Source organism: Enterococcus sp. AZ197 (assembly GCF_050556405.1).
Lineage (GTDB): Bacteria > Bacillota > Bacilli > Lactobacillales > Enterococcaceae > Enterococcus > Enterococcus faecalis.
Map to the genome: position 1 here is coordinate 2,250,824 of NZ_CP187873.1, position 21,143 is coordinate 2,271,966.

The window sequence follows — 21,143 nt, forward strand, 5'->3', positions numbered from 1 at the left end:
TGAGTGCGTGAAAAATCAAAGTAAATCGGCATTTCCCTGCGACAGTACTAACTGCATCAGGTTCAATGGGTATCATCTCAGCCATAACAGCACCCCAAATGTTTTTTATTAAAATGTACTTTTACTATAGCATAGAATAACTATAAAAACTAGTCTTGGCACTTTTTTTCTTTCATCAAAAGCTGAAGAAATCAAACAATTTTGTAAGATAACTGTTAGGCAAATAAATGGTTGGTTTTTCTGGACTTTGTTATATTGTTCTTTATGAAAGAGAGGCGTTTATACTATGGGTAAAACATTAACTGGCTTTCACTTGAAAGTCATTGGGGTTATTTCAATGGTCTTTGACCATCTATTGCAATTTTTTAGTTTTTTAGGCGTGCCTGGTTGGTTCGGATGGATTGGACGAATTGCTGCACCTATTTTCTTATTTGAAAGTTCTGAAGGCTTCATTCACACAAGCAATCGGCGAAAATACATGTTCCGGTTATTGTTAGGCTTCTGGATTATGGGGATTCTGAACGGCATTTTAAATGCGTATTTTTCAACAGGTGGCTTAATTATCAATAATATTTTTGGGACGTTATTTTTAGGTACGGTCTACATGCAGTCTATGGACTATTTTAAACAAAAACAAATTGGTAAAGGGCTTCTTTGGTTTATTGTGCCTTTATTAATCAGTGCTCTACCTCTCGTTGTTTTTAGTTCTCCAGACATATTAAGCAACCCTGCTATCTTAATTGGTTTCCAAATTTTCAATCTGATTGTGCCATCACTAATGGTGACAGAAGGTGGGTTTTTATTTGTTCTCTTGGCCGTGGCTTTTTATTTATTCCATGGCAAAAAGTGGTTACAAATTTCAGCAATTGGCGTTGTTGCGTTGATTTCAGCAGCCAGCTATAATTTCCAAGAACTATTCGGGGTGAACCACCAATGGATGATGATTTTAGCAGCGATTCCAATTGTTCTTTATAATGGTGAAAAAGGCCGTGGCATGCGGAATTTCTTTTATATTTTCTATCCAGCTCACATTGCTATTTTTGCAATTATTAGTTTCTTCATGCAACGTTAATTATTTTCTGCTTGACGATTGCCTAAAAACTGTTTACAATGCAACATGTAAACAAATCGTACAGATAACACGCAAGTTGCGTGTCGAGAGAGAGGCGGTTTCTATTCTTATAGAAACTGCTTCTATTTTTTTACGAAAAAATGAAAACTATAGAGGTGATTAAATGGAACAAAAAAACGTACGATTATTCCCTGCCGTTTTAGCGACAGGAATTATGTCTTTTGCTGGCGTATTAATTGAAACAGCAATGAATGTAACCTTTCCGACATTAACAAAGGAATTTGGTGTTTCCACCGGTACCGTGCAGTGGGTGACAACGATTTATTTATTAGTTATTTCTATCATGGTACCCTTATCCAATTATTTATTAAAAACCTATTCACTAAGACGCTTATTTATCGTTGCAAATCTTTTCTTTTTGATTGGTTTAGCGATTGATGTCTATTCGCCATCTTTCAGTATCTTGTTATTAGGCCGACTCTTCCAAGGGGCTAGCACTGGGATTGCTTTGCCACTGATGTTTCATATTATTTTGAACTTTACCCCGCTGGAAAAACGGGGAACGATGATGGGGGTAGGCACATTGACCACTTCAATTGCTCCAGCCATTGGTCCAACGTATGGTGGAATCTTAACATCTTCCCTGTCTTGGCACGCCATCTTTTTATTCTTAATTCCTATTTTACTGCTTTCTTTGTTTATGGGCTTATCTGCTATTCCAGAAATACCTGTTAAAAAAACCACCACTCTTGATTTGGTTAGTTTAATTGGTATTGCCCTGTTATTTAGTGGTTTGTTGATGTTTTTAAGTAAAATTGGCACATTGTTTGGCTGGCTTTCACTTCTGGCAGCCGTTATTGGCTTTGTTATTTTTTATAAACGAGCAACGACCGCTGAACAGCCACTAGTACGTTTGACAATTTTAAAAAATCCCTCCTTCGTTTTATTTTTATGTGGCTTTTTAGTTTGTCAATTCTTATTGTTAGGTATTTCCTTTGTCTTACCAAACTTTGTTCAAATCGTCCTTGGAAAAAATGCGTTTGTAGCTGGGCTAGTCATGCTGCCAGGTGCTACAGTTGGGGCCATTTTGGCACCACTTTCTGGACGAGTGTTGGATCAATACGGCGCTAAAAAACCTATATTATTTGGCTTAAGTTTGGCGACAATCGGTTGGCTAGCTTTAACAATTTTACTAGAGATGCCTGTTTTATTAGGATTCGTCGCTGGACATGTTACCTATATGATTGGTCTAGGTTTTGCATACAGTAATATGATGACGACTGGTATGAGCTTGTTAGAGGAGAAAGATTTTGGCGACGGCAATACGTTATTTAATACACTTCAACAATTTTCTGGCGCTATTGCGACGGCCATTGTAGCGACGATTATTAATATCGCTCAAGACCACGCAGATAATTTTGCTCAGGGGACAACGATGGGCTCCCTCATTTCTCTGATTTTCTTGTTAACCTTATTAGTAATTGTTTTAATTGCTTGCTGGAATTATTTCCGCAAAAAAGCTTAAAAAAAAGCAGCTGGTCAGTTCCATAGTAACCAGCTGCTTTTTTTAGTTTTCTAAAGATAGTTGTTTTTTTGTTCTTCTTGCTTCCGAATATAAAGTACGAACAAGACAGCAATTAGTACGATAAAACCACCAAAAATCGGTGTATATGTTACTGATAAATGATCTGTGACCACCCCACCTGTCATTGAGCCAACGGTAATCCCAATATTAAAGGCTGCAATATTAAAAGCTGAGGCCAAAGTGATATCTTCTGGAACATACTTTTCCGCTAATTCTACAACATATAGTTGTAAACCAGGTACATTCATAAAGGCAAATAGACCCAACATCAAACTTGCTAATAAGCCTAGAAGACTGTTATCCATTAAAACAGTAATGAATAAAAAGACTAAGGACAGAATTAATAAGCTAAACATTTTTACTAACGAATCTAAAGGTTTTTTATTTGCCCAGTGACCACCTACTGTATTGCCAATTGCGACCATTACGCCATAAACAACTAAAATAATCACTACCGCGTTGGCTGAAAAGCCTAAATTTTCCAATAACGGTGACAAGTACGTATATGCAGCAAACGTTCCACCATAACCAAAAGCAGTAATTAGAAAAGAGAAAACGAGGGGTTTGTTCGTAAAAATCCGCGTGATTCCTTTTAAGTCAACCTTCCCTGGTATCGGTAAATTTTTGGGAACTAAAAAATAACTAGCAATCAGTCCCACCAAGCCAATACTGGCTATAAAAAGAAAGGACATATGCCAAGCTGTTTGTTGCCCAATAAACGTCCCTAAAGGTACGCCAGTCACTGTTGCAACCGTTAACCCCGTAAACATAATAGCAATGGCACTGGCTCGACGTGATGGCGGCACAACATCTGCGGCGATGACAGTCGAAACAGACATGAAAATGCCATGCGCCAATGCAGAAAGTATCCGCCCTACCAATAAAATAATAAACGTTGGCGCAAACGCAGCAATTAAATTCCCACTAATGAAAAGAAGCATAATCCCCAGCATTAATGAGCGACGATTCCATTTTCCTGTCAAAATTGTTAATAACGGCGCCCCAATCGTCACACCTAAAGCGTACAAAGAAACAGTCAAACCTGCTTGGGAAAGACTAATATGAAAACTTTTAACAATCATTGGTAATAAACCCACACTAATAAATTCTGTTGAACCGATTGCGAAAGCATTGATAGCTAATGCAAAGAGCGTTAAATTTGGTGAAATTTTCTTTTCCATTCTCTTCCTCCTAAAAAACATTTGAATTTCAACAAAAATTACTATATACTAAGATTGAAATTTTGATAAGTACCTACTTTTTTGTATCATAGGTACCTTTTAGTAACTTTTGGTTATTATCAACCTATTAAGGAGGAATGTTTTTTGGAAACTCGTACATATGCGATTGGTGTCGAAGCAACGATGGATGTTATTGGCGGCAAATGGAAACCAATTATTCTGTGTAATTTACGGCACGGCGCCATGCGCCCCAGCGATTTAAAACGCGGCATTACTGGCATTAGTCAAAAAATGCTGACACAACAATTACGGGAACTCGAAGAAGACAACATTATCGAGCGGAAAGTTTACAACCAAGTTCCACCAAAAGTCGAATATTATTTAAGCGATTATGGTCAAAGCCTCTCTGCTGTCTTAGATAACTTATGTAATTGGGGAGAATCCCACGTGGCTCATTTGCAAGAACAAGGCCAAGAAATTTATTTAAAATGTGAAGATTAGTGAACAAAACGTTTATAAACTATATTAAGAGGGAGCTTTAAGCTATTTAGAGCCTGGGGAAAAATCATTTTAGATTTTTCCCCAGGCTCTTCTTATGCTTTAATAACTTGAATATCTTGCGTTAATTGGGCCCAATGATTAGTAGGTCCGTGACCATGTCCAACAGAAATTGCTTGGCTAATGGCCCCTTGTATAAACTGTTTGCCAATCACAATCGCCGCTTCTAACGGCGTACCTTTTGCTAATTCGGCTGCGATACACGCTGAAAAAGTATCTCCTGTTCCATGAGTATTTTTCGTTACAATTCGTGGTGCACTTAGCCAAAAGCTCGAACCGTCTTCCATTAACACATAATCAGCCGCTTGTTGATTTGTGCTATGTCCGCCTTTCATAATAATATTTTTTGTGCCCAATTGCTGTAATTTTTTTGCTGCGGTCTGCATTTCTTGTTCTGTCTTGATGGTCGTCTCTAGTAAAACTTCCGCTTCTGGTAAATTAGGTGTCACGACCGTTGCTAATGGCAACAGTTGCTCTTTAATCGTTTGAACTGCCTCGGCTTCTAACAAATGATGTCCACCTTTAGCCACCATTACAGGATCGACAATCAACGGACCAAAATCAACTTTCTGCAAATTGCGAACAACAGCTTCGACACGCTCACTATCTGCTAACATCCCCGTTTTCGCTGCCCCAATTTTAAAATCAGCCGCCAGTGATTGAAATTGTGCATCAATAAATGAACTAGGAATCGGTAAGCTATCTTGCACGCCATACGTATTTTGTGCCGTCAATGCAATGACAATATTTAAGCCAAATGCCTGCCGCGCTTGAAATGTTTTTAAATCTGCTTGCATGCCAGCTCCCCCACCAGAATCAGAACCAGCAATCGTGACTACTTGTGGGGTCAAATTATATTCGGTCATTTTCTCGCCTCCAACATTCGCTCCGTTACACGCATCAACCCTTGAACTTTCTCGGCTATCTGTTCAGCCAGCATAATTTCACTGACCAGTGAAACACCAGCCACTCTCGTTCCCATAAGTTGTTCTATATTTTCTTCTTTGATTCCACCAATCGCTACAACAGGAATCGTGACTGCTGCGGCAATTTCAGAAAGTGTCTGCAAAGAAGTTAACGGACTGTCCTTAGTCGTTGTGGGGAAAATTGCGCCCACGCCTAAATAATCGGCGCCCTCGTTTTCCGCTTCAACTCCTCGTGCCACCGTTTTGGCTGAAACACCTACGATTTTTGTGGACCCAACCAGTTTTCGCACAAGAGCAACCGGTAATTCATCATCCCCTATATGCACACCTGCCGCATCCACTGCCAAGCAAATATCGACACGATCATTAATAATCAACGGAATCTGATACGCATCTGTTACCGCTTTAACTTTCACTGCTAATTCGTAAAAGCGCCGTGTTGACACTTCCTTTTCGCGCAGTTGGACCAATGTCACTCCACTGCGACAAGCAGTTTCAATTCGTTTTAAAAATTCAGTATCACTAAAATCATACCGTCCTGTCACCAAATAAACTTTCAATTGCTCTCTCATAGCACTCGTCCTTTCACCGCCTCAAACCAATCCTTCTCCTTCATTAAAAGAGATAACTGATTTAACGTATTTTGGCGAAAATCGGCCAGCCCTTGGCTCTTAGTCTTGGCTTTTTCTCCGCAAAGATTAAAATAGCTCACTGCGGCTACTGCCGCAGTCATTGGCGCGTTGCCTTCACCTAATAAAGCGGCAACTAATGCGCCGACTAAATCGCCCGTGCCAGTGAAACAATCCAACTCAGGAACGCCATTTTGTAAGACAATCACTTGCTCTTGGCTAACCAAAACATCTTGAATCCCTGTTGCTAAAAATACCGTCTGGGGAAACTTTTGTGTTTGTTGACGTAAAGCTTGAATCAGCTCCTCAATTGCTTCTTCACTTTGATCCAAAGGGCTGCCATCCACTCCTCGGCCATGACTCACCAACTGGCAAAAAGTCCGCATTTCTGAAAGATTCCCTTTCACAACGGTTGGCTGATTGTGCACCAGCTTTTCCCCGACTTCACTCCGAATATCACTGGCGCCATAACCGACTAAATCGACTACGGTCGGTTTATTCACTTGCCGAGCATAATCACTAGCTGCTAACAAGCTTTGCTCTCGTTCTTGTGATAAATGGCCTAAATTCAAAACCAAGGCACTGGTTTGCTGAAACAACTGCGGAAATTCCCGGGGATCATCTGCCATAATGGGCTTAGCATCAATATAAAGTAATGCATTCGCCATAGACTCACACGTAATTTCATTCGTAATGCACTGAATTAATGGTGCCGTTGTCAGTGGAAAAATCGTTTCAAACTTAACGCTTGTTTTCATAAAAGTACCCTCCCAAAAATAATTCCTGTGTTTGTTTAAATACTCGAGTTTCTTTCAGTTTTACTAAGACAAGCCAAGCAATCACTGAACCAATCAGTGTGGCACCAATAAATCGTGGTGTATAAATGAACCAATAAAAATTCTGCTTACTGCCAGTAAACCAAACCATTACAGGATAGGACAATAACGAGCCAATGATGCCTGTACCCAAAATTTCCCCTAGCATCGACCAGCCTAATTTTTGTCCCCATTGATAAAATAAACCAGCAAAAAACGCGCCAAAGACGGCACCTGTTAACGCTAATGGCGGAATACCTAAGAATGTCATACGGATTAAGCCGCAGACAAGTGCCATGAGCGTTCCATAAAGAGGACCTAATAAAACTCCGGCAATAATGTTCATGACACTGGACATAGGGGCCATTCCCTCAATTCGCATTAATGGTGATAATACGACGTCCATCGCAATCATTAAAGCTAGTAACGTAACTCTGTGGATTCGATTTTTTTCCACGTAAAAAAACTCCTTTCTGCGAGAAGCAAAAGGAGGCGCGACTGAAAAAGACAGAAAAACCCAACCACAAATAAACGTAGTTGGGTGCAATAATCGGTCAAAATTTCAAGACATTTCCCTGCGCCAGTCCTAACTGTTTCAGGTTCCATGGGTATAATCTCAGCTAATAGCACCCCAAATGTTTCTCTTCAATTGGCTTTAGTATAGCATAGTTTTTTGGAAGCGACTACTAAAATTGCCAAAGAGTTTTCCCACAAAAACAGAAAAAACATCATGCCCAAAAAGTTCGATTTTTTGGGCATGACGTTTTTCATACTTTCGTTGGTCTTATTATTTAGAATCCTGGCATTCCTTTGGTGTATTTACCTAAAGTTGCTTCGGTTTCTTTTTCAATTTTTACTAACGCATCGTTGACAGCCATAATGACTAAATCTTGTAACATATCAACGTCTTCAGGATCAACCACGTCCTCTTTAATGGTCAAATCTTTCATTGTGCGATCACCAGTAAAGGTCGCTGTCACAAGTTGATTGGTGGCTTCACCGATAAATTCTTTTTCATTTAGCGCTTCTTGCGCTTTGGCCATTTCTTTTTGCATTTTTTGTACTTGTTTCATCATGCCTTGCATGTTGCCCATTCCTCGCATCATAATTCCTCTACTCCTTCATATTAATCATCTAGTACTTCGACAAGCTCTTCACCAAACATAGCGATTGCTTCATCTACTACTGGATTTTCTTGTGAATGTTCATTTGTTACAGGCGGTTCGTCCGCTAGACGAGCCATTTCATTTTCAGGTTCAGAATGATTCAAACTGCCCTGATTTTGGTTAATAAAACTTTGTCTTAGTTTTGGCCAGCTTTCTCTAGTAATGCAGACCATCTCTGGTGTATAGTCCATCAAACGGCTTAAATTATTATTGAAAGCTAACTGCATCTCTTCATCGTCTGTTGCACGAGCACAAACAATCTCATAGTCAAATGCCACCACGATGCCCTTAGGACTCGCTGCGACAGGTTCACTAGCTTTGAGCATCGCTCGTTGAGTCACAGATAATGTTTGCAGTAAGTCTTCCCAGACATTTTTCACATTCATTAAATGTGTTCTAGTCGCTTCGTTTAGGACTTGATATACGCGTTCTGTGGGTACACGGAACGAACTTTTTGGCGCTTGTGGTCGTGCTTGTTGACGTGGCGCATCTGCTTCTTTGGCAGTTACACCGTGTTTCTTTAATTCAGCCAGTTCTTTCTTCAGTTGCCCGATTTGATTTTGTAAATCTGCTAATTCTGGATTTCCCTCTGCACTACCATCTTGATTAGCTGTTTCTGGCGTGTTGTGTTTATTGGGTTGCACCGTTTTAGCTAATTTGACAGTGGCTACTTCCAGATAGATATTCGCATTGTTGGTAAAGCGGATCTCATTTTGTGTGTCACTTAAAATTTGGATTAGTTGGTAGATTTTTTCAGCAGGTGTTTGTGTAGCTAGTTCCTTAAATGCTTCTGTCAAAGTTCCTGCTTTTTCTGCTAATAACTTCGGTGCTTGCTGATACATCAGCAAATCTCGACAATATAATAACAAATCTTCTAAGAAACGGCGCGCTTCTTTACCTTCGCCTAAAATACTTTCCAAGCCTTCTAATGCTCGTTCAACATCACCGGCGACACAACACTGAATATAATGATCCATCATTTCATAGGTTAGGCTGCCTGTCACTTGCATTGCATCTTCCAGTGTTACTTTTTCATCACTAAATGAAATCGTTTGATCCAAGATACTCAAGGCATCTCGCATCCCACCTTCCGCAGCACGCCCAATCACATAAAGGGCTTGTTCCTCATAATCAAGAGCCATTTCCTGCATGATATGGGCCATATGATCGACGATATCTTGCGTACTAATTCGCTTAAAATCAAAGCGTTGCGTCCGTGAGATAATCGTTAACGGAATCTTGTGTGGTTCAGTCGTTGCTAAGATAAAAATAACATTTTGTGGCGGTTCTTCCAAGGTTTTTAAAAGTGCATTGAACGCGCCTGTTGATAGCATATGAACTTCATCAATAATATAAACTTTGTACTCGGCTTGTGTCGGTGCATACTTTGCTTTATCACGAATATCACGGATTTCTTCCACACCATTATTACTCGCCGCATCAATTTCAATGACATCATTTAAACGACCTTCCGTAATGGCTACACAGGTTTCACAAACATTACAAGGTTCACCATCTTGACTATGTTTACAGTTAATCGCTTTAGCGAAAATTTTTGCGGCACTGGTTTTACCTGTACCACGAGGGCCAGTAAATAAATAGGCATGAGATGTTTTCTTTTGCACTATCGCATTTTTCAGTGTCTGAGTAATTGCTTTTTGTCCTACTACGTCATCGAAACGTTGTGAACGCCAGACCCGATAAAGTGCTTGATAAGCCATTTTTTACCCTCCCTTATTTTTCATTCTTATCTATTATACGTGATTTTTAGTCATTCGGCATCTTTTTTCTTTTAATGAGTCACTGGCGCAACCATTGCTAAAAAAGCCGCTTTTCCTTCACTTGTTTCTGCAAACGCACTGGCTTCTTTTAGTCGCTGTTGATACGCTGAAGCGACAGTTTCAAGCGCCTGCGTTTTCTGGTTGCTCCAAGTCGTTAAACCTTGGACTTCCGCTAACGTTAACGAAGGCTTTGCTTGAGGTCGACTAAAAATTAAGTCCATGACATATAAAAGTTCTTTTCGTCGTGCAACGATTTGTATCTCATCCGTTGGCAGTTTCAGCATTTGCCATTGCTCAAAAATATCATTTGCGGCTTGGGCAACTTCTGACGCATTCGGTCCCTCTAGGCGAAATGTCGCAACTGGCCAATTCACCATTCCTGCGTTGATTAAAGGATAGTTAGCTAACTCAACATATTCTGAAATGCTCGCTTCGGCTAATGGAAATTGTTGCAAACCCGTTTGATAATAGACATGCTCATTTTGTTCAAAGTCAGCATCAATCCCAGCAAAATAATGAGGAAAGACCTCAACAATTTTCAACAATTGCTGAAAAGTCTTAATTGAACGTTTCGCTGACTGATGTTTTTCAAACGCAATCACACCTTGTTGCTGATATTGTGCCTGTTTTACAAAGGAAAATCCCCAGCTTTCGCCATCTAAGTTCATTCGAATCACTCGATGGTTCGTAGTCGCAGGAAATTGCTGACTTCCCTGGTAGCCTTCTGTGGCCATGCACCATTCACAGCGGGGATAGCTTTGTGCAGAGAGCGTTGCTTTTGACGCCTCACTGTGGACCTTATTTGCTAAAAAATCACCATAGACTGTTGAAAAAACAACAGGTTCTTCCTGTTCAATGACCGTACCGTTTTTTTGACAAAGTTGGTAAAAATACTCGGTAGCCTCTTGTGGCTCTTTGGCATAATGTTGTGCAAAAAAAGCATTAACCACAGAAGGTGGCGGTGTTAACAAATCCATCAATTGCACCATGAACTGTTCTTTTTGTTGCTCTGTTTTTACAAGTTGGTTGGCACTCGCAACTTGACACAATTGTTCCGCCAAATCAGCGGCGGGTGTTGCCACAGGCCGTATGTCTACTTCGCCTAATTCTTGTTCACCAATCATTGATAATAAACGGTTCTGAAGATATAAGCGATCCAATTCCATCCAACCACCTGCTTGAATAGCAAGTGTGGTAAAATCGGCAATCATTTGACTCGTGGTCATCGATTCATTCCTCCTATTACTTTTCTTGATATCCATGTGGATGAGCTTGATGCCATTGCCAAGCGGTGGCGATAATATCCTTGACCTCAGTTACTTCTGGTTGCCAGCCTAAAACTCGTTTGGCTTTTTCACTAGAAGCAATTAACGTACTAGGATCCCCTGCTCGGCGTGGCGCGATTGTTGCAGGAATTTCTTGGCCTGTCACTTCGCGAGCAGCATCTAACATTTCTTTAACAGAATAGCCGTTGTTGCTTCCCAAGTTAAAGACGTCACTTTCGCCGCCATTTTTCAAATATTCTAAAGCCAAAATATGTGCTGCAATCAAGTCTTCAATATAAACATAATCTCGAATGCACGTGCCATCTGGTGTATCATAATCATCCCCAAAAATACTTAGCTCTGCTCGTTGGCCCAATGCCACTTGTAAAATAATTGGCACAATATGCGTTTCTGGCGTGTGATCCTCACCAATTGAGGCATCTTTTTTTGCTCCTGCAACATTAAAATAACGCAAAGCAACATATTTCATTCCATAAGCGTTGTCGCACCATTTCATGATTTTTTCCATCATTAATTTACTTTCCCCATACGGATTTTTAGGATTCGTTGGGGTTTCTTCTGTAATAGGCATTGCTTTTGGTTCGCCATAAGTGGCCGCTGTGGAAGAAAAAACAATATGTTTCACTCCGAATTCTTGCATGACTTCCAAGGCAATTTGAGTGCCGTGAACATTGTTATTGAAATACATTAACGGTTTCTCCACGGATTCTCCTACTAAAGAATTGGCCGCAAAGTGCAACACCCCTTCAATTGATTCTTTTTCAAAGACACTACGTAAAAAAGCTTTATCACGAATATCGCCTTCATAGAAAGCCGCTTGTTCATGAACTGCTGAACGATGCCCCGTTAATAAATTATCAACAACAACAACGGCATATCCTTTTGAAATTAATTGATCGACGGCATGTGAGCCAATGTAGCCTGCGCCACCTAATACTAAAATAGACATAAATACGCTCCTTTTACTCCCTAATTTCTTTTTCTATTGTACCATTAAATAAGGTTTACTTCTGAATTATTTCATTTTGTAAACAGGATTTAATTTGGCCATTTCTCCTTATTCATTTTTCCTATAAAAATACAGAAAAGACTTGGTAAATTTTAACAAATCTCTAAATTAGTCGTAGAGTTTATGAAAAATCATTGTAACTATTGGATTTTTTTGCTTTTTTCCGTCATAATAGAAACAAATACAATTTGAAAGAAGGAATGAACGATGAAAAAATTTGTATCAGGTATGTTAGTCGGTACTGCTATCACAGTTGCTGCTTTAGCCGGTGTGGCTACAACTATTAAAAAAACAGTCATTGATCCAATTGAAGAAAAAGAAGATATGATTGAAGAAAACCGTAAAAAAGCGATGCGTAAACGTATTGCACGTTAAAAAATAGCTGTGACGTTGAGATAAAAAATCTAACGCCAAGAAATCAACAGAAGCGCTTCTGGCTCTGTTGATTCTCTTAAGCATAACAAGTGGTCATCCATCGCTTTGATGGATGACCACTTGTTATGCTTTCTTTTTTACCAAAGGAGCTGACTATTTTTCTTAACTATTAAAAATAGTAGCAGCAATCCGATCCATATCGCGCATATTCCAAGGATCCACACCAGGACGAGCTGCAGCGGCTGTTAACCAATGAATACCTTCTGTTGGAATACCACAACTAAAAAGGCCTGTCGCCACCTGTCCATCTTTTGTGATGACTTGATTCGTGGCAGGTAGAATCAAGAGTGCACCTGTTTTGACTATTTGACCATCAGCTAATGCCAGTTGATGGAGCGTAGCTAGCTTATCGGCTAACAACTGCCTCGTTAAAGGATTCAAACTTTTTTCATTATTAACTTTGGGAATGCGTGCTTCAATTAAAAAGTGACTATTATACCGATTTTCCGGAAACAAATTAGCATAAGTAATAAATTGACCCGCTTTCATTTCGACACGCATTTCTGGCCCCAGAATCGTGACTAATCCCAGTTCAACTAACGCCTGTAGCTCTTCTGTTCTTTCAACAGAAGGTCCCACTGACAAAAAGGTATTCAACGGGGTAAACCAATGCCACAACCACTTTTGACTCTCGTCATTCGTTAATAACCCTTCATCCAAAACAAAGCGAATCTGATCTCTTAAATCTTTTAAACTGTCTAAAGCAGTGGTCAAAGGACCGCTAAGATTGCCTTTCTCTGCTTCTTGAATATCCCATTTTAAATACTCTAGTAAAAACGAACGAAAACGTTCATGAGTGGTTTTCTTTGTTTCAGGATGTTCTAACACTTGCCAATCAAACCAATCTTGTTTTTCAAAGTGGACTAAGCTTTCTGGCGCTCCCTTGGTTTGAATAAACAGCTGTTGAAAGGCCTCTTTAGAAAGATGCGGATATTTTTCTTCGATTAAGCAAGTGTAATACACATATTCCACTTCTTTTTTTAAATACCCAAAAAACTCTGCGCCTGTAACCTGTCCTTTTTTACGACATTCAGCTAAATACGTTTCGGTTAAAAAAACAGGCTGATAGGCTTCCCCGTAGCCTTTTTGATTAATCCCTCGAGGATGAGAAGGAAAACCGCGACCAGAACCAGCAATAATAATAGGCTCTCTTCCAGAAGGTTCATAACGTAAGCGGCCATTTTGACGAGAAAAAACACCCCCGCGGCCAATCGTCAAGGCAGATAAATAGTCAAAAAATGCCAAACCTAAGCCTTTTAACACAACGGGTTGTTTTGCGGGTATATTGGCAAGTGCCAATAAAGCATCCGCCGCATTTTTAGGAGAAGAATAAAACAAACGATGCTCCTTGGCGTAGTCCGCAAGCTCTTGTTCAACAGTCGTTAATTCATTTTCTTGGTGACCCAAAGCTAAAATTACTTTGTCTGCCGTAAACTCAATGGATTGAGTATACACATAATAGTTATCCTCTCCTGCCCGCACAGCAGTTACTGGCTCTTTAAAAAACGTCAGCGATGTTTGTTCGTTACACCGCGTGGCTAAATACGTATAAAACCATTTTTGGTACATGCCATAAAAAGCCCTCGAGCAGTGATCATTCGGTCCAAGGCGATGACATTCTTTCAACAACTCAAGATAATTATAGGGTTGTTGCTGTTGAATGTACTGCGCAGCTTCTGTTTGGGTCCATTCATAGAGAGTGGGGCCCTTGACAATTGGTCCTTCGCCACTAAAAGATTCATCTGTAAATAAAGTGACTTGACTAATCACGGTGTTCATTAATAAATAATTAGGTTGCTCTGCTCGCCAAATTTTCCCACCTGGACCGTATGGATCAAACAACGTGAGCTGAACATTTATTTCCGTTTTACGAGCCCATTCAATGACTCGTTCTGCAGCTGATAAGCCTCTGGGTCCAGCACCTACAATTGCAATTTTCATCCAATCACCTACTCTATTTTTCTAATAATTCTTTTAAGACAACCGCTTGATTATGCACTGTATCTTTCGCTCCATAGACCAGCGTGACTACTGGCTGATTTTTTACAATCGTCTGTAACTGCTTAAACGCTGTGGCAGTTGGCTCATGTTTCAATTCTTCTTGGTATTTTTGTTTAAACTCAGGATATTTATTTGCTTCATGATTAAACCATTTCCGTAGCTCTGTACTTGGGGCCACTTCTTTGAGCCATTCATCTAACTTTTCAGATTCCTTGGATTTTCCTCGTGGCCAAATACGGTCAACTAAAACACGGTAGCCATCTTGCTCTGTCGGTGCTTCATATGCTCGCTTGATTTGAATCATCTGCCTTCACCTCTTCTCTTTATTGTAGCTCAAAAAGTGAGGACTGACAAAAAGCAACATCTCTATTAAGCTTTCCTATACAAAAAGAGTTGGTCTCAATGAAGACCAACTCTTTTTGTTATTAACTATTTCTCTTTTTCACTTTCCCAGTCCAGCCATCATAGCCGCCTTTTAAAATATAAATATCAGTATAGCCATTTTTGCGTAATAAATTAGCTGCTCGGATACTTAAAGCTTTCTTCTGATCATAAAGATAAACAGGTTGATCCTTACGAAGAGAACCAATTGTTGTTTTTAACATGCTGTATGGCATGCTGCGCGCCCCTAAAATATGCCCAGCATCAAATGTATCTTTCTCACGAACGTCAATCACTTGTGCTTTACGCATTGTTTCTTTAAATTCTTCTTCCGTCAGCATTTTTGCTGAACGTTTCACCATAATTTTCAAATATAATTCATTGAATACCATCGCTAGTACAATAACTAGCAAAATGCCATTGATTACCCATAAAATACTCATTCTAAAAAGCCCTCTCTATTTCTCTTTTGAAAATTGTAATGCTAGTGAAGCGGCACCAATGACGCCGGCCTCATTACCTAGCTCTGCTAATTTGATTTTTGTACTATTTCGAACTTGCGGGAAAGTAAATTCTTGGAAATATTTTTCGACACGACTACGTAAAAATTCTCCTGCTGCAGAAACACCTCCACCGATAACCACGCTATCTGGATTTAACGTGTTACCTAAGTTTCCTGTGGCTAAGCCTAAATAGAAACAAACACGATCCACAACCATTAATGCAAAATGATCGCCTTTTTCAGCAAATTCAAAAACATCTTTACTCGAAACATCTTGTCCATCATCAATCGCTTGTTTCAGTTCAGAGTCACCTGCAAACTCTTCTGATAAATGACGTGCAACACGAACGACACCAGTAGCGCTAGAAACAGTTTCTAAACAGCCACGTTTCCCACAGGTACAGTCAAAGCCGTTAGGATCAACCGTCACATGCCCAACTTCACCAGCGCAGCCAGCAACACCGTGGAGCAATTCTCCCGCTGCAACAATGCCTCCGCCGACACCTGTTCCTAAAGTAATAAAAATCACGTCGGGATTGTTTTCCCCCGCGCCCTTCCAACGCTCACCTAAAGCGGCAACATTGGCATCATTATCTAAGGCAAACGGAATTCCTAAAGCAGATTCGATTTGTTCTTTGACAGGCTGTACAGTCGTCCAGTTTAAATTATAGGCACCTACAACAGTTCCTTTTTCAATGTCGACACTTCCTGGTGTTCCCATACCAATTCCTACAAAATCTTCTTTTTTCATATTATAAAGATCTATACGGTGACGAATACTTTCAATAATTGATGGCACAATATGCTTGCCATCTTCTAAAATATTCGTTTCAATACTCCATTTTTGTTGAACAACGCCATCGGTTGTTAAAATAGCAAATTTGATGGTCGTTCCACCTAAATCAATCCCAATAATCTTCTTATCCATTTAGTCGATTCCTTTCTGCTTCCCTCTAGATTCTTCTATTCGATGCTCTCTTTGCAAAATATGCCGGGCCTGTAAATACGTATCTCGGTCTACCAATTGACCTTCATACAATTTTTTTAATTCAATCATCATTAACTCAATATCATAAATCCGTGCACCGACATAAATATACATCCCAAACTGTTTAAAAAGTTGTTGTACATCATATAACGTTTCCATACGAAAACACTTCCTTATTATACAGGTAAACCGTATTTTTTAAAACCCAATAACAGACAAATTACGACAAGAAAAATAAAAATTAACGTGGCCATAATTCGCTCGTGCTTATTAAATGCTTCTTCACGATTTGGAACAGCAAAAGCCGTCGCGACTAATAGTCCACCGATTAGACCGCCAACATGACCCATCATATCTACAGAGCTACTAAACAAGTTAAATAACAAATTAATCACAATAAACATTGAATAGCGTTGCACCATATACATAATCGCTGGATTGTCTCTAAAATGGCGTCCTAAAATAACAAATGCGCCGAACAAACCAAAAAGCGCTGTACTAGCACCCGCTGAGACACTGTTGGGTGTCCCAAAGGCAAAACTGGCGATATTTCCAGCAATCCCACTCAATAAATAAATTCCCAAATAGCGCCAATGCCCATAAATTGCCTCAACCTGTGCGCCGATATAATAAAGAGTAACCATATTCAAAATAATATGCATAAACCCAATGTGAAGAAACATTGGCGTGATAAACCGCCAGTATTCATGATTTTGAGCTACCAGTGGACGAACCATTGCTCCCCAATTAACTAAGTTTAAAATATTTTCTGATCCTCCAGTTAATTCCAATCCAAGGAAAACAATGATTGAAATACCTAAAAGGGCATACGTAATGAACGGCTGATTTTTTAGCCGTTTCAATTTCATTTCTGTTTGATAATTCATTCCATTCCTCCTATTGTATAAATAATTGTTCGATTGGCTGATCAAACGCTTCTGGTTGCCATTGCTCATGGAGTTGTTCACTAAAAACTAAACTACATGAATGGCCCGAAAAATGTTCCAAATAACGATCATAAAAACCACCGCCGAAGCCTATTCGATAGCCAGCACGATTGAAAACAATCCCTGGCACAATCAATAAATCAATCGCTGTAGCTGTTATTTCTGCCGCTGTTAACGGAGGTTCTTCCACGCCAAATGCACTGGTGTCATAAACCGTCTCTGGAAAAACTTGATAAAAGTGCATTTTGCCTCCTTTAAATGTTCGCGGCACCGCCACTTGCTTGCCCTCTTGCATGGCCCGTTCGAAAATTGGCTGTGTTGATAATTCTAGCGGTAACGACCGAATCATTCCGATTGTTTGTGCTTGTTGCCATTGCTGACTAGCAAACAACTGTTCATAGAGACTTGATTCTTTATGTTGTTTAATTTCTGGATGTTGTTTTAGCCATTCCAGGGCAGTTAAGCCCACTTTTCTCAACTTATTTTTCTCCATGTACACCTTCAACCCCTTTTCTGTTAAGTTTATAGAAAGTGTTCTTAAAAAACAAGCTGATTCCCCTTTTCTCTTTGAAAAATCCCGTTATTTTTCTAACGTTTTTGACGCTTCTTTAAAAAAGTCAACAACCAAATCCATTGTTTCTCCTTTCACTAAATGCCGCTCACCGATTTCCGTTATAAATTGCGTATTTCTCGCATACGTTTTCCCAGACACTAATTGTTCAAAATCAGCCATGTCTTCATAGGGAATTTTTTCATCTTCCGTTCCATGCCAAAACAGCATCGGTCGTTCTTGTAGTCTTTCTGGCGTTTGTGATAAATCGTATTGATGTACCCAACTTAGCAACAGTGGCAAGTCTTTAGGTACAAAAATAGCAAATTCTTTCGCCCGTTGAATCACTCGCTGAATATAGCGCGCCGGATAGGGTGTTCCCATTAAGCAAGCGGCAGCTTGAATCTCAGGATGTTGGGTCATAAGAGCGCTGGTAGTAATACCGCCCATGGATACACCACCCACGCCAATCCAATTTTCTTTAATCAACCCTAATTTATGAAAATGATGGATAATTACTGGAAATTCAATCAAATTATATTGAATGCTACTCCAAAATGTAATCGATGGAATCGTGGAAATAGGTCCTGTTTTTCTTTCTCCATGGTTCATGGCATCTGGTAAAATGACCCGAAACCCCTCGTGTGCTAATTTTCTTGCTTGTGTTAAAGATAATTCTTTAGCTGATTGCCAACCATGATAGTAAACAATTAAAGGTAATGCTTCGTTTTTTTGCTCTTCTGTTGTCACTTCTAATGCTGGAATTTTTGCTATGTAGCGATGTCTAATACTGATTTTCATTCATGATTCCTCCATTATAAAATATCTTCTCTTATTTTACCGTTTTTTGATAAAACCTGCTCTTTATATGATTTATCAAAAAAACCACAAAATATGCGAATTCGCATTTTCCTATTTTATTACTTTCCGTTATAATCATTTTATTAAATACAAAGGGGTGTTTTTATGGTTAAAATTGAGGAAAAAGGTAAAGTAACATTTGGACAAGCTTTTAAAGATTATTTTCGTGGATATGTTGATTTTAAAGGTCGGACCACACGTGCTGGTTATTGGTGGATGACATTGGTATTAAGCATTTTAGCACTTATTTTTTATATTGCCATTGTCGGCAAAGCCGTGTCAGCAATTTTAGCAGCTGAATATTTTGAAACCTATGATTTTGGAAACTTATTACCGTTGATGCTTTTTGCACTTGTTTTATGGTTAGCTTTATTATTACCAACGTGGGCAATGTGTGTACGTCGTTATCGTGATGCTGGGATGACAGGTTGGGGCGTGCTTGTTTTATATCTACTTTCTATTGCCTGTAGCTATACACAAGTTTTCTCTGTTATGTCAACTTTTAAATATGACGTTCAAACAGATACTGTGATAACAGGTGGCAGTCCCGTCTTCTTATTTTTCACTCTTGTGATTAGTCTGTTTTTCTTCTTACTAACAGTCTTACCGACAGATAAACTAACAACAACTAGCCAAAATAGCGTCTTACGCTTCTTCTTCCGTTACAAAGAAGTGAAGTAAGGAAAAGTTTTAAGCCTTTCTTTTAAAAGAAGGGCTTTTTTCTTATTTTAAAATCTTTATGATAAAATAAGAACTAGTCTAGCTAAAAAAATGGAAGGAGAAAATATGGCTACTTTTAAACGGATTCTGAATCTAGAAAATTATATTTTTACTTTTTTTATTTTATTTGTCTTTTACGGCGCAATTAACTCTCCCTATTCGCTGGTAAAAATTCTTTGGGAAAAGCCTAAGCACTTGCTTGTTTTACTTCCTCTATTAATTATTCTATTGTTGATTATTTATAAAAACAAAAAATTTCTTTACACTAAGATTCAAGCGCTCTGGCACTTAATAAAAACCCATGATCGTGTGGTTATTATTGGTAGTTTGATCAGTTTATTTTTACTACAACTTTTACTCCTGACGCAGATTACTGTGCCGATTGGCTGGGATGTTTTTGACAACTTTCATAGTATTACCACTGAAAATAAGGATTATTCAAAAATCGTACTTTCTTTAAACCCCAATAACGAATTTTTCTTTTTCATGATGTATTACCTTAATAAATTTTTGCGTTTCATTGATGTAACAGGGAGCTGGAGCAATACTTGGTTTAGTTGGCAAGTGGTTAATTGCTTGTTTATTAATAGCAGTTTATTTCTCTTTTATCATGCCTCTAAGCGTGTCTTTAATCCATTAACGGCCTTCGTTGCTTACAGTTTATTTTTTCTTTCTTTCGGATTGTCTCCATGGTTACTCACGCCTTATACAGATACGGCCGTCTTATTGTTCATCAACCTAGTCTTTTTTGCATATAGCCTTTTTGACCAAGTTTCCCCTCCCTTCGTAAAATATTGTTTATTACTGTTTATTGGGATTGGCCTAGCTTGGTGTTTTTTAATGAAACCTTCGTCTATTATCTTTTTTATTGCATTTAGTTGTATCAAAGTGCTGCAACTTCTTTTAGTAAATCGGAACAAACAGTCTATCGTAAAATTAACCGTGGTTGCTCTCTTTTTACTGACTGGTTTCGCCAGCGCATATTATAGTTTTCAATTTTTTGTGGAAAAACAAACGATTACGGAAATCGATAAAGAACAAGCCAAACCTTGGACACTTTTTGTAATGATGGGTTTGACTGGAACTGGCGGTTACAATGATGCAGATACACAAGCAGTAAATCAGTTGCCTACACAAGAAGCCAAAAAAGCTTATACTATAAAAATGATTCAAGACCGTTTAAAAAATAAAGGATTCTTCGGTTATCTCCGTTTTCTGGCTCAAAAAAATCGTCATAATACTGCCAATGGTGATTTTGACTGGGGTTGGGATGGCGGTGATTTAATTCCAGAAACACCTTCTAAAAATCGTTGGCAAGAACACTTGCGGTCACTGTATTATCCGCAAAATCAAAAAAGTAACTATCTACGAATTTATATGCATTTTTTCTATTTACTCACATTACTAGGTCTATTGTTCAGTATCCCTCTAAAAGATTCAAAAAATAACTACGCGATTTTAAAATTAGCTTTCATTGGAGCTATTCTGTATTTATTGCTCTTTGAAGGCGGCCGCTCTCGCTATTTAATCCAGTTTATGCCGTTTTGGTACTTGTTATCAGCGAGTGGTTGGCTGGGATTGAGAGATACGCTGGACAAAAATTAAGTAAAGATAAGTTATTTATATATTTCAAACTACTTAAATGATATTTTTCAATCAAAAAAATATTCATTTTGTACAGTGAATTAGTATTTTTCATTTATTAATAGTATAACTTTTCGAGATATAGTAACTATATGATTTTAGTCTA

General features: G+C 38.9%; 23 protein-coding genes and 2 riboswitches. Of the genes, 6 read left to right on the forward strand and 17 right to left on the reverse strand.

What is annotated here, in order from left to right; genetic code table 11:
* Positions 1-16: 16 nt before the first annotated feature.
* A riboswitch (TPP riboswitch) is annotated at positions 17-107 on the reverse strand.
* A 179-nt stretch (positions 108-286) separates the two neighbouring features.
* Both IGK82_RS10785 and IGK82_RS10790 read left to right on the forward strand, forming a co-directional pair.
* Complete coding sequence (locus IGK82_RS10785) at positions 287-1,072, forward strand: TraX family protein (RefSeq protein WP_002394147.1); 786 nt, start codon at positions 287-289, stop codon at positions 1,070-1,072.
* A gap of 163 nt (positions 1,073-1,235) precedes the next feature.
* Positions 1,236-2,597: an MFS transporter gene (locus tag IGK82_RS10790; protein WP_002359427.1), complete on the forward strand. Its 1,362-nt coding sequence runs from the start codon at positions 1,236-1,238 to the stop codon at positions 2,595-2,597.
* 50 nt (positions 2,598-2,647) lie between these two features.
* Here the strand turns inward: IGK82_RS10790 and IGK82_RS10795 are convergent, their stop codons facing one another.
* Positions 2,648-3,838: an MFS transporter gene (locus IGK82_RS10795; protein ID WP_002359426.1), complete on the reverse strand. Its 1,191-nt coding sequence runs from the start codon at positions 3,836-3,838 to the stop codon at positions 2,648-2,650.
* Positions 3,839-3,982: 144 nt separating this feature from the next.
* On the opposite strand from IGK82_RS10795, the gene IGK82_RS10800 reads away from it, so the two are divergent.
* Positions 3,983-4,339 carry a winged helix-turn-helix transcriptional regulator gene (locus IGK82_RS10800; protein WP_002356348.1) on the forward strand — a complete coding sequence of 119 codons (357 nt, stop codon included), beginning with the start codon at positions 3,983-3,985 and terminating at the stop codon, positions 4,337-4,339.
* A 92-nt stretch (positions 4,340-4,431) separates the two neighbouring features.
* Here the strand turns inward: IGK82_RS10800 and thiD are convergent, their stop codons facing one another.
* From thiD to galE, 8 genes are all read right to left on the reverse strand, one after another.
* Positions 4,432-5,262 carry a bifunctional hydroxymethylpyrimidine kinase/phosphomethylpyrimidine kinase gene (gene thiD / locus IGK82_RS10805; RefSeq protein WP_002362487.1) on the reverse strand — a complete coding sequence of 277 codons (831 nt, stop codon included), beginning with the start codon at positions 5,260-5,262 and terminating at the stop codon, positions 4,432-4,434.
* Positions 5,259-5,894 carry a thiamine phosphate synthase gene (thiE, locus tag IGK82_RS10810; protein WP_010709882.1) on the reverse strand — a complete coding sequence of 212 codons (636 nt, stop codon included), beginning with the start codon at positions 5,892-5,894 and terminating at the stop codon, positions 5,259-5,261. The genes thiD and thiE overlap by 4 nt, the downstream gene beginning before the upstream one ends.
* Positions 5,891-6,709, reverse strand: a complete 819-nt coding sequence (locus IGK82_RS10815) for a hydroxyethylthiazole kinase (protein ID WP_002359422.1) — start codon at positions 6,707-6,709, stop codon at positions 5,891-5,893. Before IGK82_RS10815 ends, thiE begins: the two co-directional genes overlap by 4 nt.
* Positions 6,693-7,181 carry an energy coupling factor transporter S component ThiW gene (gene thiW, locus IGK82_RS10820; RefSeq protein ID WP_016622225.1) on the reverse strand — a complete coding sequence of 163 codons (489 nt, stop codon included), beginning with the start codon at positions 7,179-7,181 and terminating at the stop codon, positions 6,693-6,695. Before thiW ends, IGK82_RS10815 begins: the two co-directional genes overlap by 17 nt.
* 140 nt (positions 7,182-7,321) lie before the next feature.
* Positions 7,322-7,410: riboswitch (TPP riboswitch) on the reverse strand.
* Between the two features lie 147 nt (positions 7,411-7,557).
* Positions 7,558-7,872, reverse strand: a complete 315-nt coding sequence (locus IGK82_RS10825; protein WP_002382484.1) for a YbaB/EbfC family nucleoid-associated protein — start codon at positions 7,870-7,872, stop codon at positions 7,558-7,560.
* Between the two features lie 20 nt (positions 7,873-7,892).
* Positions 7,893-9,653: a DNA polymerase III subunit gamma/tau gene (gene dnaX, locus IGK82_RS10830; RefSeq protein WP_010709884.1), complete on the reverse strand. Its 1,761-nt coding sequence runs from the start codon at positions 9,651-9,653 to the stop codon at positions 7,893-7,895.
* A 71-nt stretch (positions 9,654-9,724) separates the two neighbouring features.
* Positions 9,725-10,975 (reverse strand): UDP-glucose--hexose-1-phosphate uridylyltransferase, encoded by a 1,251-nt coding sequence (locus IGK82_RS10835; protein WP_025186864.1) that lies wholly within the window; start codon positions 10,973-10,975, stop codon positions 9,725-9,727.
* Positions 10,956-11,948: a UDP-glucose 4-epimerase GalE gene (gene galE / locus IGK82_RS10840; protein WP_010819595.1), complete on the reverse strand. Its 993-nt coding sequence runs from the start codon at positions 11,946-11,948 to the stop codon at positions 10,956-10,958. Before galE ends, IGK82_RS10835 begins: the two co-directional genes overlap by 20 nt.
* A 267-nt stretch (positions 11,949-12,215) precedes the next feature.
* Between galE and IGK82_RS10845 the strand changes: the two genes are divergently transcribed.
* Positions 12,216-12,383 carry a DUF3042 family protein gene (locus IGK82_RS10845; protein WP_002356337.1) on the forward strand — a complete coding sequence of 56 codons (168 nt, stop codon included), beginning with the start codon at positions 12,216-12,218 and terminating at the stop codon, positions 12,381-12,383.
* Positions 12,384-12,545: 162 nt separating this feature from the next.
* On the opposite strand, the gene IGK82_RS10850 is transcribed toward IGK82_RS10845, so the two are convergent.
* From IGK82_RS10850 to IGK82_RS10885, 8 genes are all read right to left on the reverse strand, one after another.
* The gene (locus IGK82_RS10850; RefSeq protein ID WP_113843870.1) at positions 12,546-14,384 is read right to left on the reverse strand and encodes an FAD/NAD(P)-binding protein; all 1,839 of its coding nucleotides are present in this window, start codon (positions 14,382-14,384) and stop codon (positions 12,546-12,548) included.
* 13 nt (positions 14,385-14,397) lie between these two features.
* Entirely contained in the window at positions 14,398-14,748 is a 351-nt protein-coding gene (locus IGK82_RS10855; protein WP_002359411.1) for a DUF488 domain-containing protein, read from the reverse strand.
* 121 nt (positions 14,749-14,869) lie between these two features.
* Entirely contained in the window at positions 14,870-15,268 is a 399-nt protein-coding gene (locus tag IGK82_RS10860) for a rhodanese-like domain-containing protein (protein WP_002356334.1), read from the reverse strand.
* A gap of 15 nt (positions 15,269-15,283) precedes the next feature.
* Entirely contained in the window at positions 15,284-16,255 is a 972-nt protein-coding gene (locus IGK82_RS10865) for an ROK family glucokinase (RefSeq protein WP_002356333.1), read from the reverse strand.
* Positions 16,256-16,474: a YqgQ family protein gene (locus IGK82_RS10870; RefSeq protein ID WP_002356332.1), complete on the reverse strand. Its 219-nt coding sequence runs from the start codon at positions 16,472-16,474 to the stop codon at positions 16,256-16,258.
* A gap of 17 nt (positions 16,475-16,491) precedes the next feature.
* Positions 16,492-17,202: a rhomboid family intramembrane serine protease gene (locus tag IGK82_RS10875; protein ID WP_002362481.1), complete on the reverse strand. Its 711-nt coding sequence runs from the start codon at positions 17,200-17,202 to the stop codon at positions 16,492-16,494.
* A 10-nt stretch (positions 17,203-17,212) separates the two neighbouring features.
* Positions 17,213-17,755 (reverse strand): 5-formyltetrahydrofolate cyclo-ligase, encoded by a 543-nt coding sequence (locus IGK82_RS10880; RefSeq protein ID WP_002394065.1) that lies wholly within the window; start codon positions 17,753-17,755, stop codon positions 17,213-17,215.
* A gap of 87 nt (positions 17,756-17,842) precedes the next feature.
* Positions 17,843-18,613 carry an alpha/beta fold hydrolase gene (locus IGK82_RS10885; RefSeq protein WP_002356329.1) on the reverse strand — a complete coding sequence of 257 codons (771 nt, stop codon included), beginning with the start codon at positions 18,611-18,613 and terminating at the stop codon, positions 17,843-17,845.
* Between the two features lie 165 nt (positions 18,614-18,778).
* On the opposite strand from IGK82_RS10885, the gene IGK82_RS10890 reads away from it, so the two are divergent.
* Both IGK82_RS10890 and IGK82_RS10895 read left to right on the forward strand, forming a co-directional pair.
* Positions 18,779-19,354: a DUF805 domain-containing protein gene (locus tag IGK82_RS10890; RefSeq protein ID WP_002379789.1), complete on the forward strand. Its 576-nt coding sequence runs from the start codon at positions 18,779-18,781 to the stop codon at positions 19,352-19,354.
* 90 nt (positions 19,355-19,444) lie between these two features.
* Complete coding sequence (locus IGK82_RS10895) at positions 19,445-20,998, forward strand: membrane protein (RefSeq protein ID WP_016622318.1); 1,554 nt, start codon at positions 19,445-19,447, stop codon at positions 20,996-20,998.
* Positions 20,999-21,143 lie beyond the last annotated feature (145 nt).

Bases quoted from the DNA above. Each gene is read 5' to 3' on its own strand.
- IGK82_RS10785 (WP_002394147.1), top strand. From the start codon at position 287: ATGGGTAAAACATTAACTGGCTTTCACTTGAAAGTCATTGGGGTTATT.
- IGK82_RS10790 (WP_002359427.1), top strand. From the start codon at position 1,236: ATGGAACAAAAAAACGTACGATTATTCCCTGCCGTTTTAGCGACAGGA.
- IGK82_RS10795 (WP_002359426.1), bottom strand. From the start codon at position 3,838: ATGGAAAAGAAAATTTCACCAAATTTAACGCTCTTTGCATTAGCTATC.
- thiD (WP_002362487.1), bottom strand. From the start codon at position 5,262: ATGACCGAATATAATTTGACCCCACAAGTAGTCACGATTGCTGGTTCT.
- thiE (WP_010709882.1), bottom strand. From the start codon at position 5,894: ATGAGAGAGCAATTGAAAGTTTATTTGGTGACAGGACGGTATGATTTT.
- IGK82_RS10815 (WP_002359422.1), bottom strand. From the start codon at position 6,709: ATGAAAACAAGCGTTAAGTTTGAAACGATTTTTCCACTGACAACGGCA.
- thiW (WP_016622225.1), bottom strand. From the start codon at position 7,181: ATGATTGCGATGGACGTCGTATTATCACCATTAATGCGAATTGAGGGA.
- IGK82_RS10825 (WP_002382484.1), bottom strand. From the start codon at position 7,872: ATGATGCGAGGAATGGGCAACATGCAAGGCATGATGAAACAAGTACAA.
- dnaX (WP_010709884.1), bottom strand. From the start codon at position 9,653: ATGGCTTATCAAGCACTTTATCGGGTCTGGCGTTCACAACGTTTCGAT.
- IGK82_RS10835 (WP_025186864.1), bottom strand. From the start codon at position 10,975: ATGGATATCAAGAAAAGTAATAGGAGGAATGAATCGATGACCACGAGT.
- galE (WP_010819595.1), bottom strand. From the start codon at position 11,948: ATGTCTATTTTAGTATTAGGTGGCGCAGGCTACATTGGCTCACATGCC.
- IGK82_RS10845 (WP_002356337.1), top strand. From the start codon at position 12,216: ATGAAAAAATTTGTATCAGGTATGTTAGTCGGTACTGCTATCACAGTT.
- IGK82_RS10850 (WP_113843870.1), bottom strand. From the start codon at position 14,384: ATGAAAATTGCAATTGTAGGTGCTGGACCCAGAGGCTTATCAGCTGCA.
- IGK82_RS10855 (WP_002359411.1), bottom strand. From the start codon at position 14,748: ATGATTCAAATCAAGCGAGCATATGAAGCACCGACAGAGCAAGATGGC.
- IGK82_RS10860 (WP_002356334.1), bottom strand. From the start codon at position 15,268: ATGAGTATTTTATGGGTAATCAATGGCATTTTGCTAGTTATTGTACTA.
- IGK82_RS10865 (WP_002356333.1), bottom strand. From the start codon at position 16,255: ATGGATAAGAAGATTATTGGGATTGATTTAGGTGGAACGACCATCAAA.
- IGK82_RS10870 (WP_002356332.1), bottom strand. From the start codon at position 16,474: ATGGAAACGTTATATGATGTACAACAACTTTTTAAACAGTTTGGGATG.
- IGK82_RS10875 (WP_002362481.1), bottom strand. From the start codon at position 17,202: ATGAATTATCAAACAGAAATGAAATTGAAACGGCTAAAAAATCAGCCG.
- IGK82_RS10880 (WP_002394065.1), bottom strand. From the start codon at position 17,755: ATGGAGAAAAATAAGTTGAGAAAAGTGGGCTTAACTGCCCTGGAATGG.
- IGK82_RS10885 (WP_002356329.1), bottom strand. From the start codon at position 18,613: ATGAAAATCAGTATTAGACATCGCTACATAGCAAAAATTCCAGCATTA.
- IGK82_RS10890 (WP_002379789.1), top strand. From the start codon at position 18,779: ATGGTTAAAATTGAGGAAAAAGGTAAAGTAACATTTGGACAAGCTTTT.
- IGK82_RS10895 (WP_016622318.1), top strand. From the start codon at position 19,445: ATGGAAGGAGAAAATATGGCTACTTTTAAACGGATTCTGAATCTAGAA.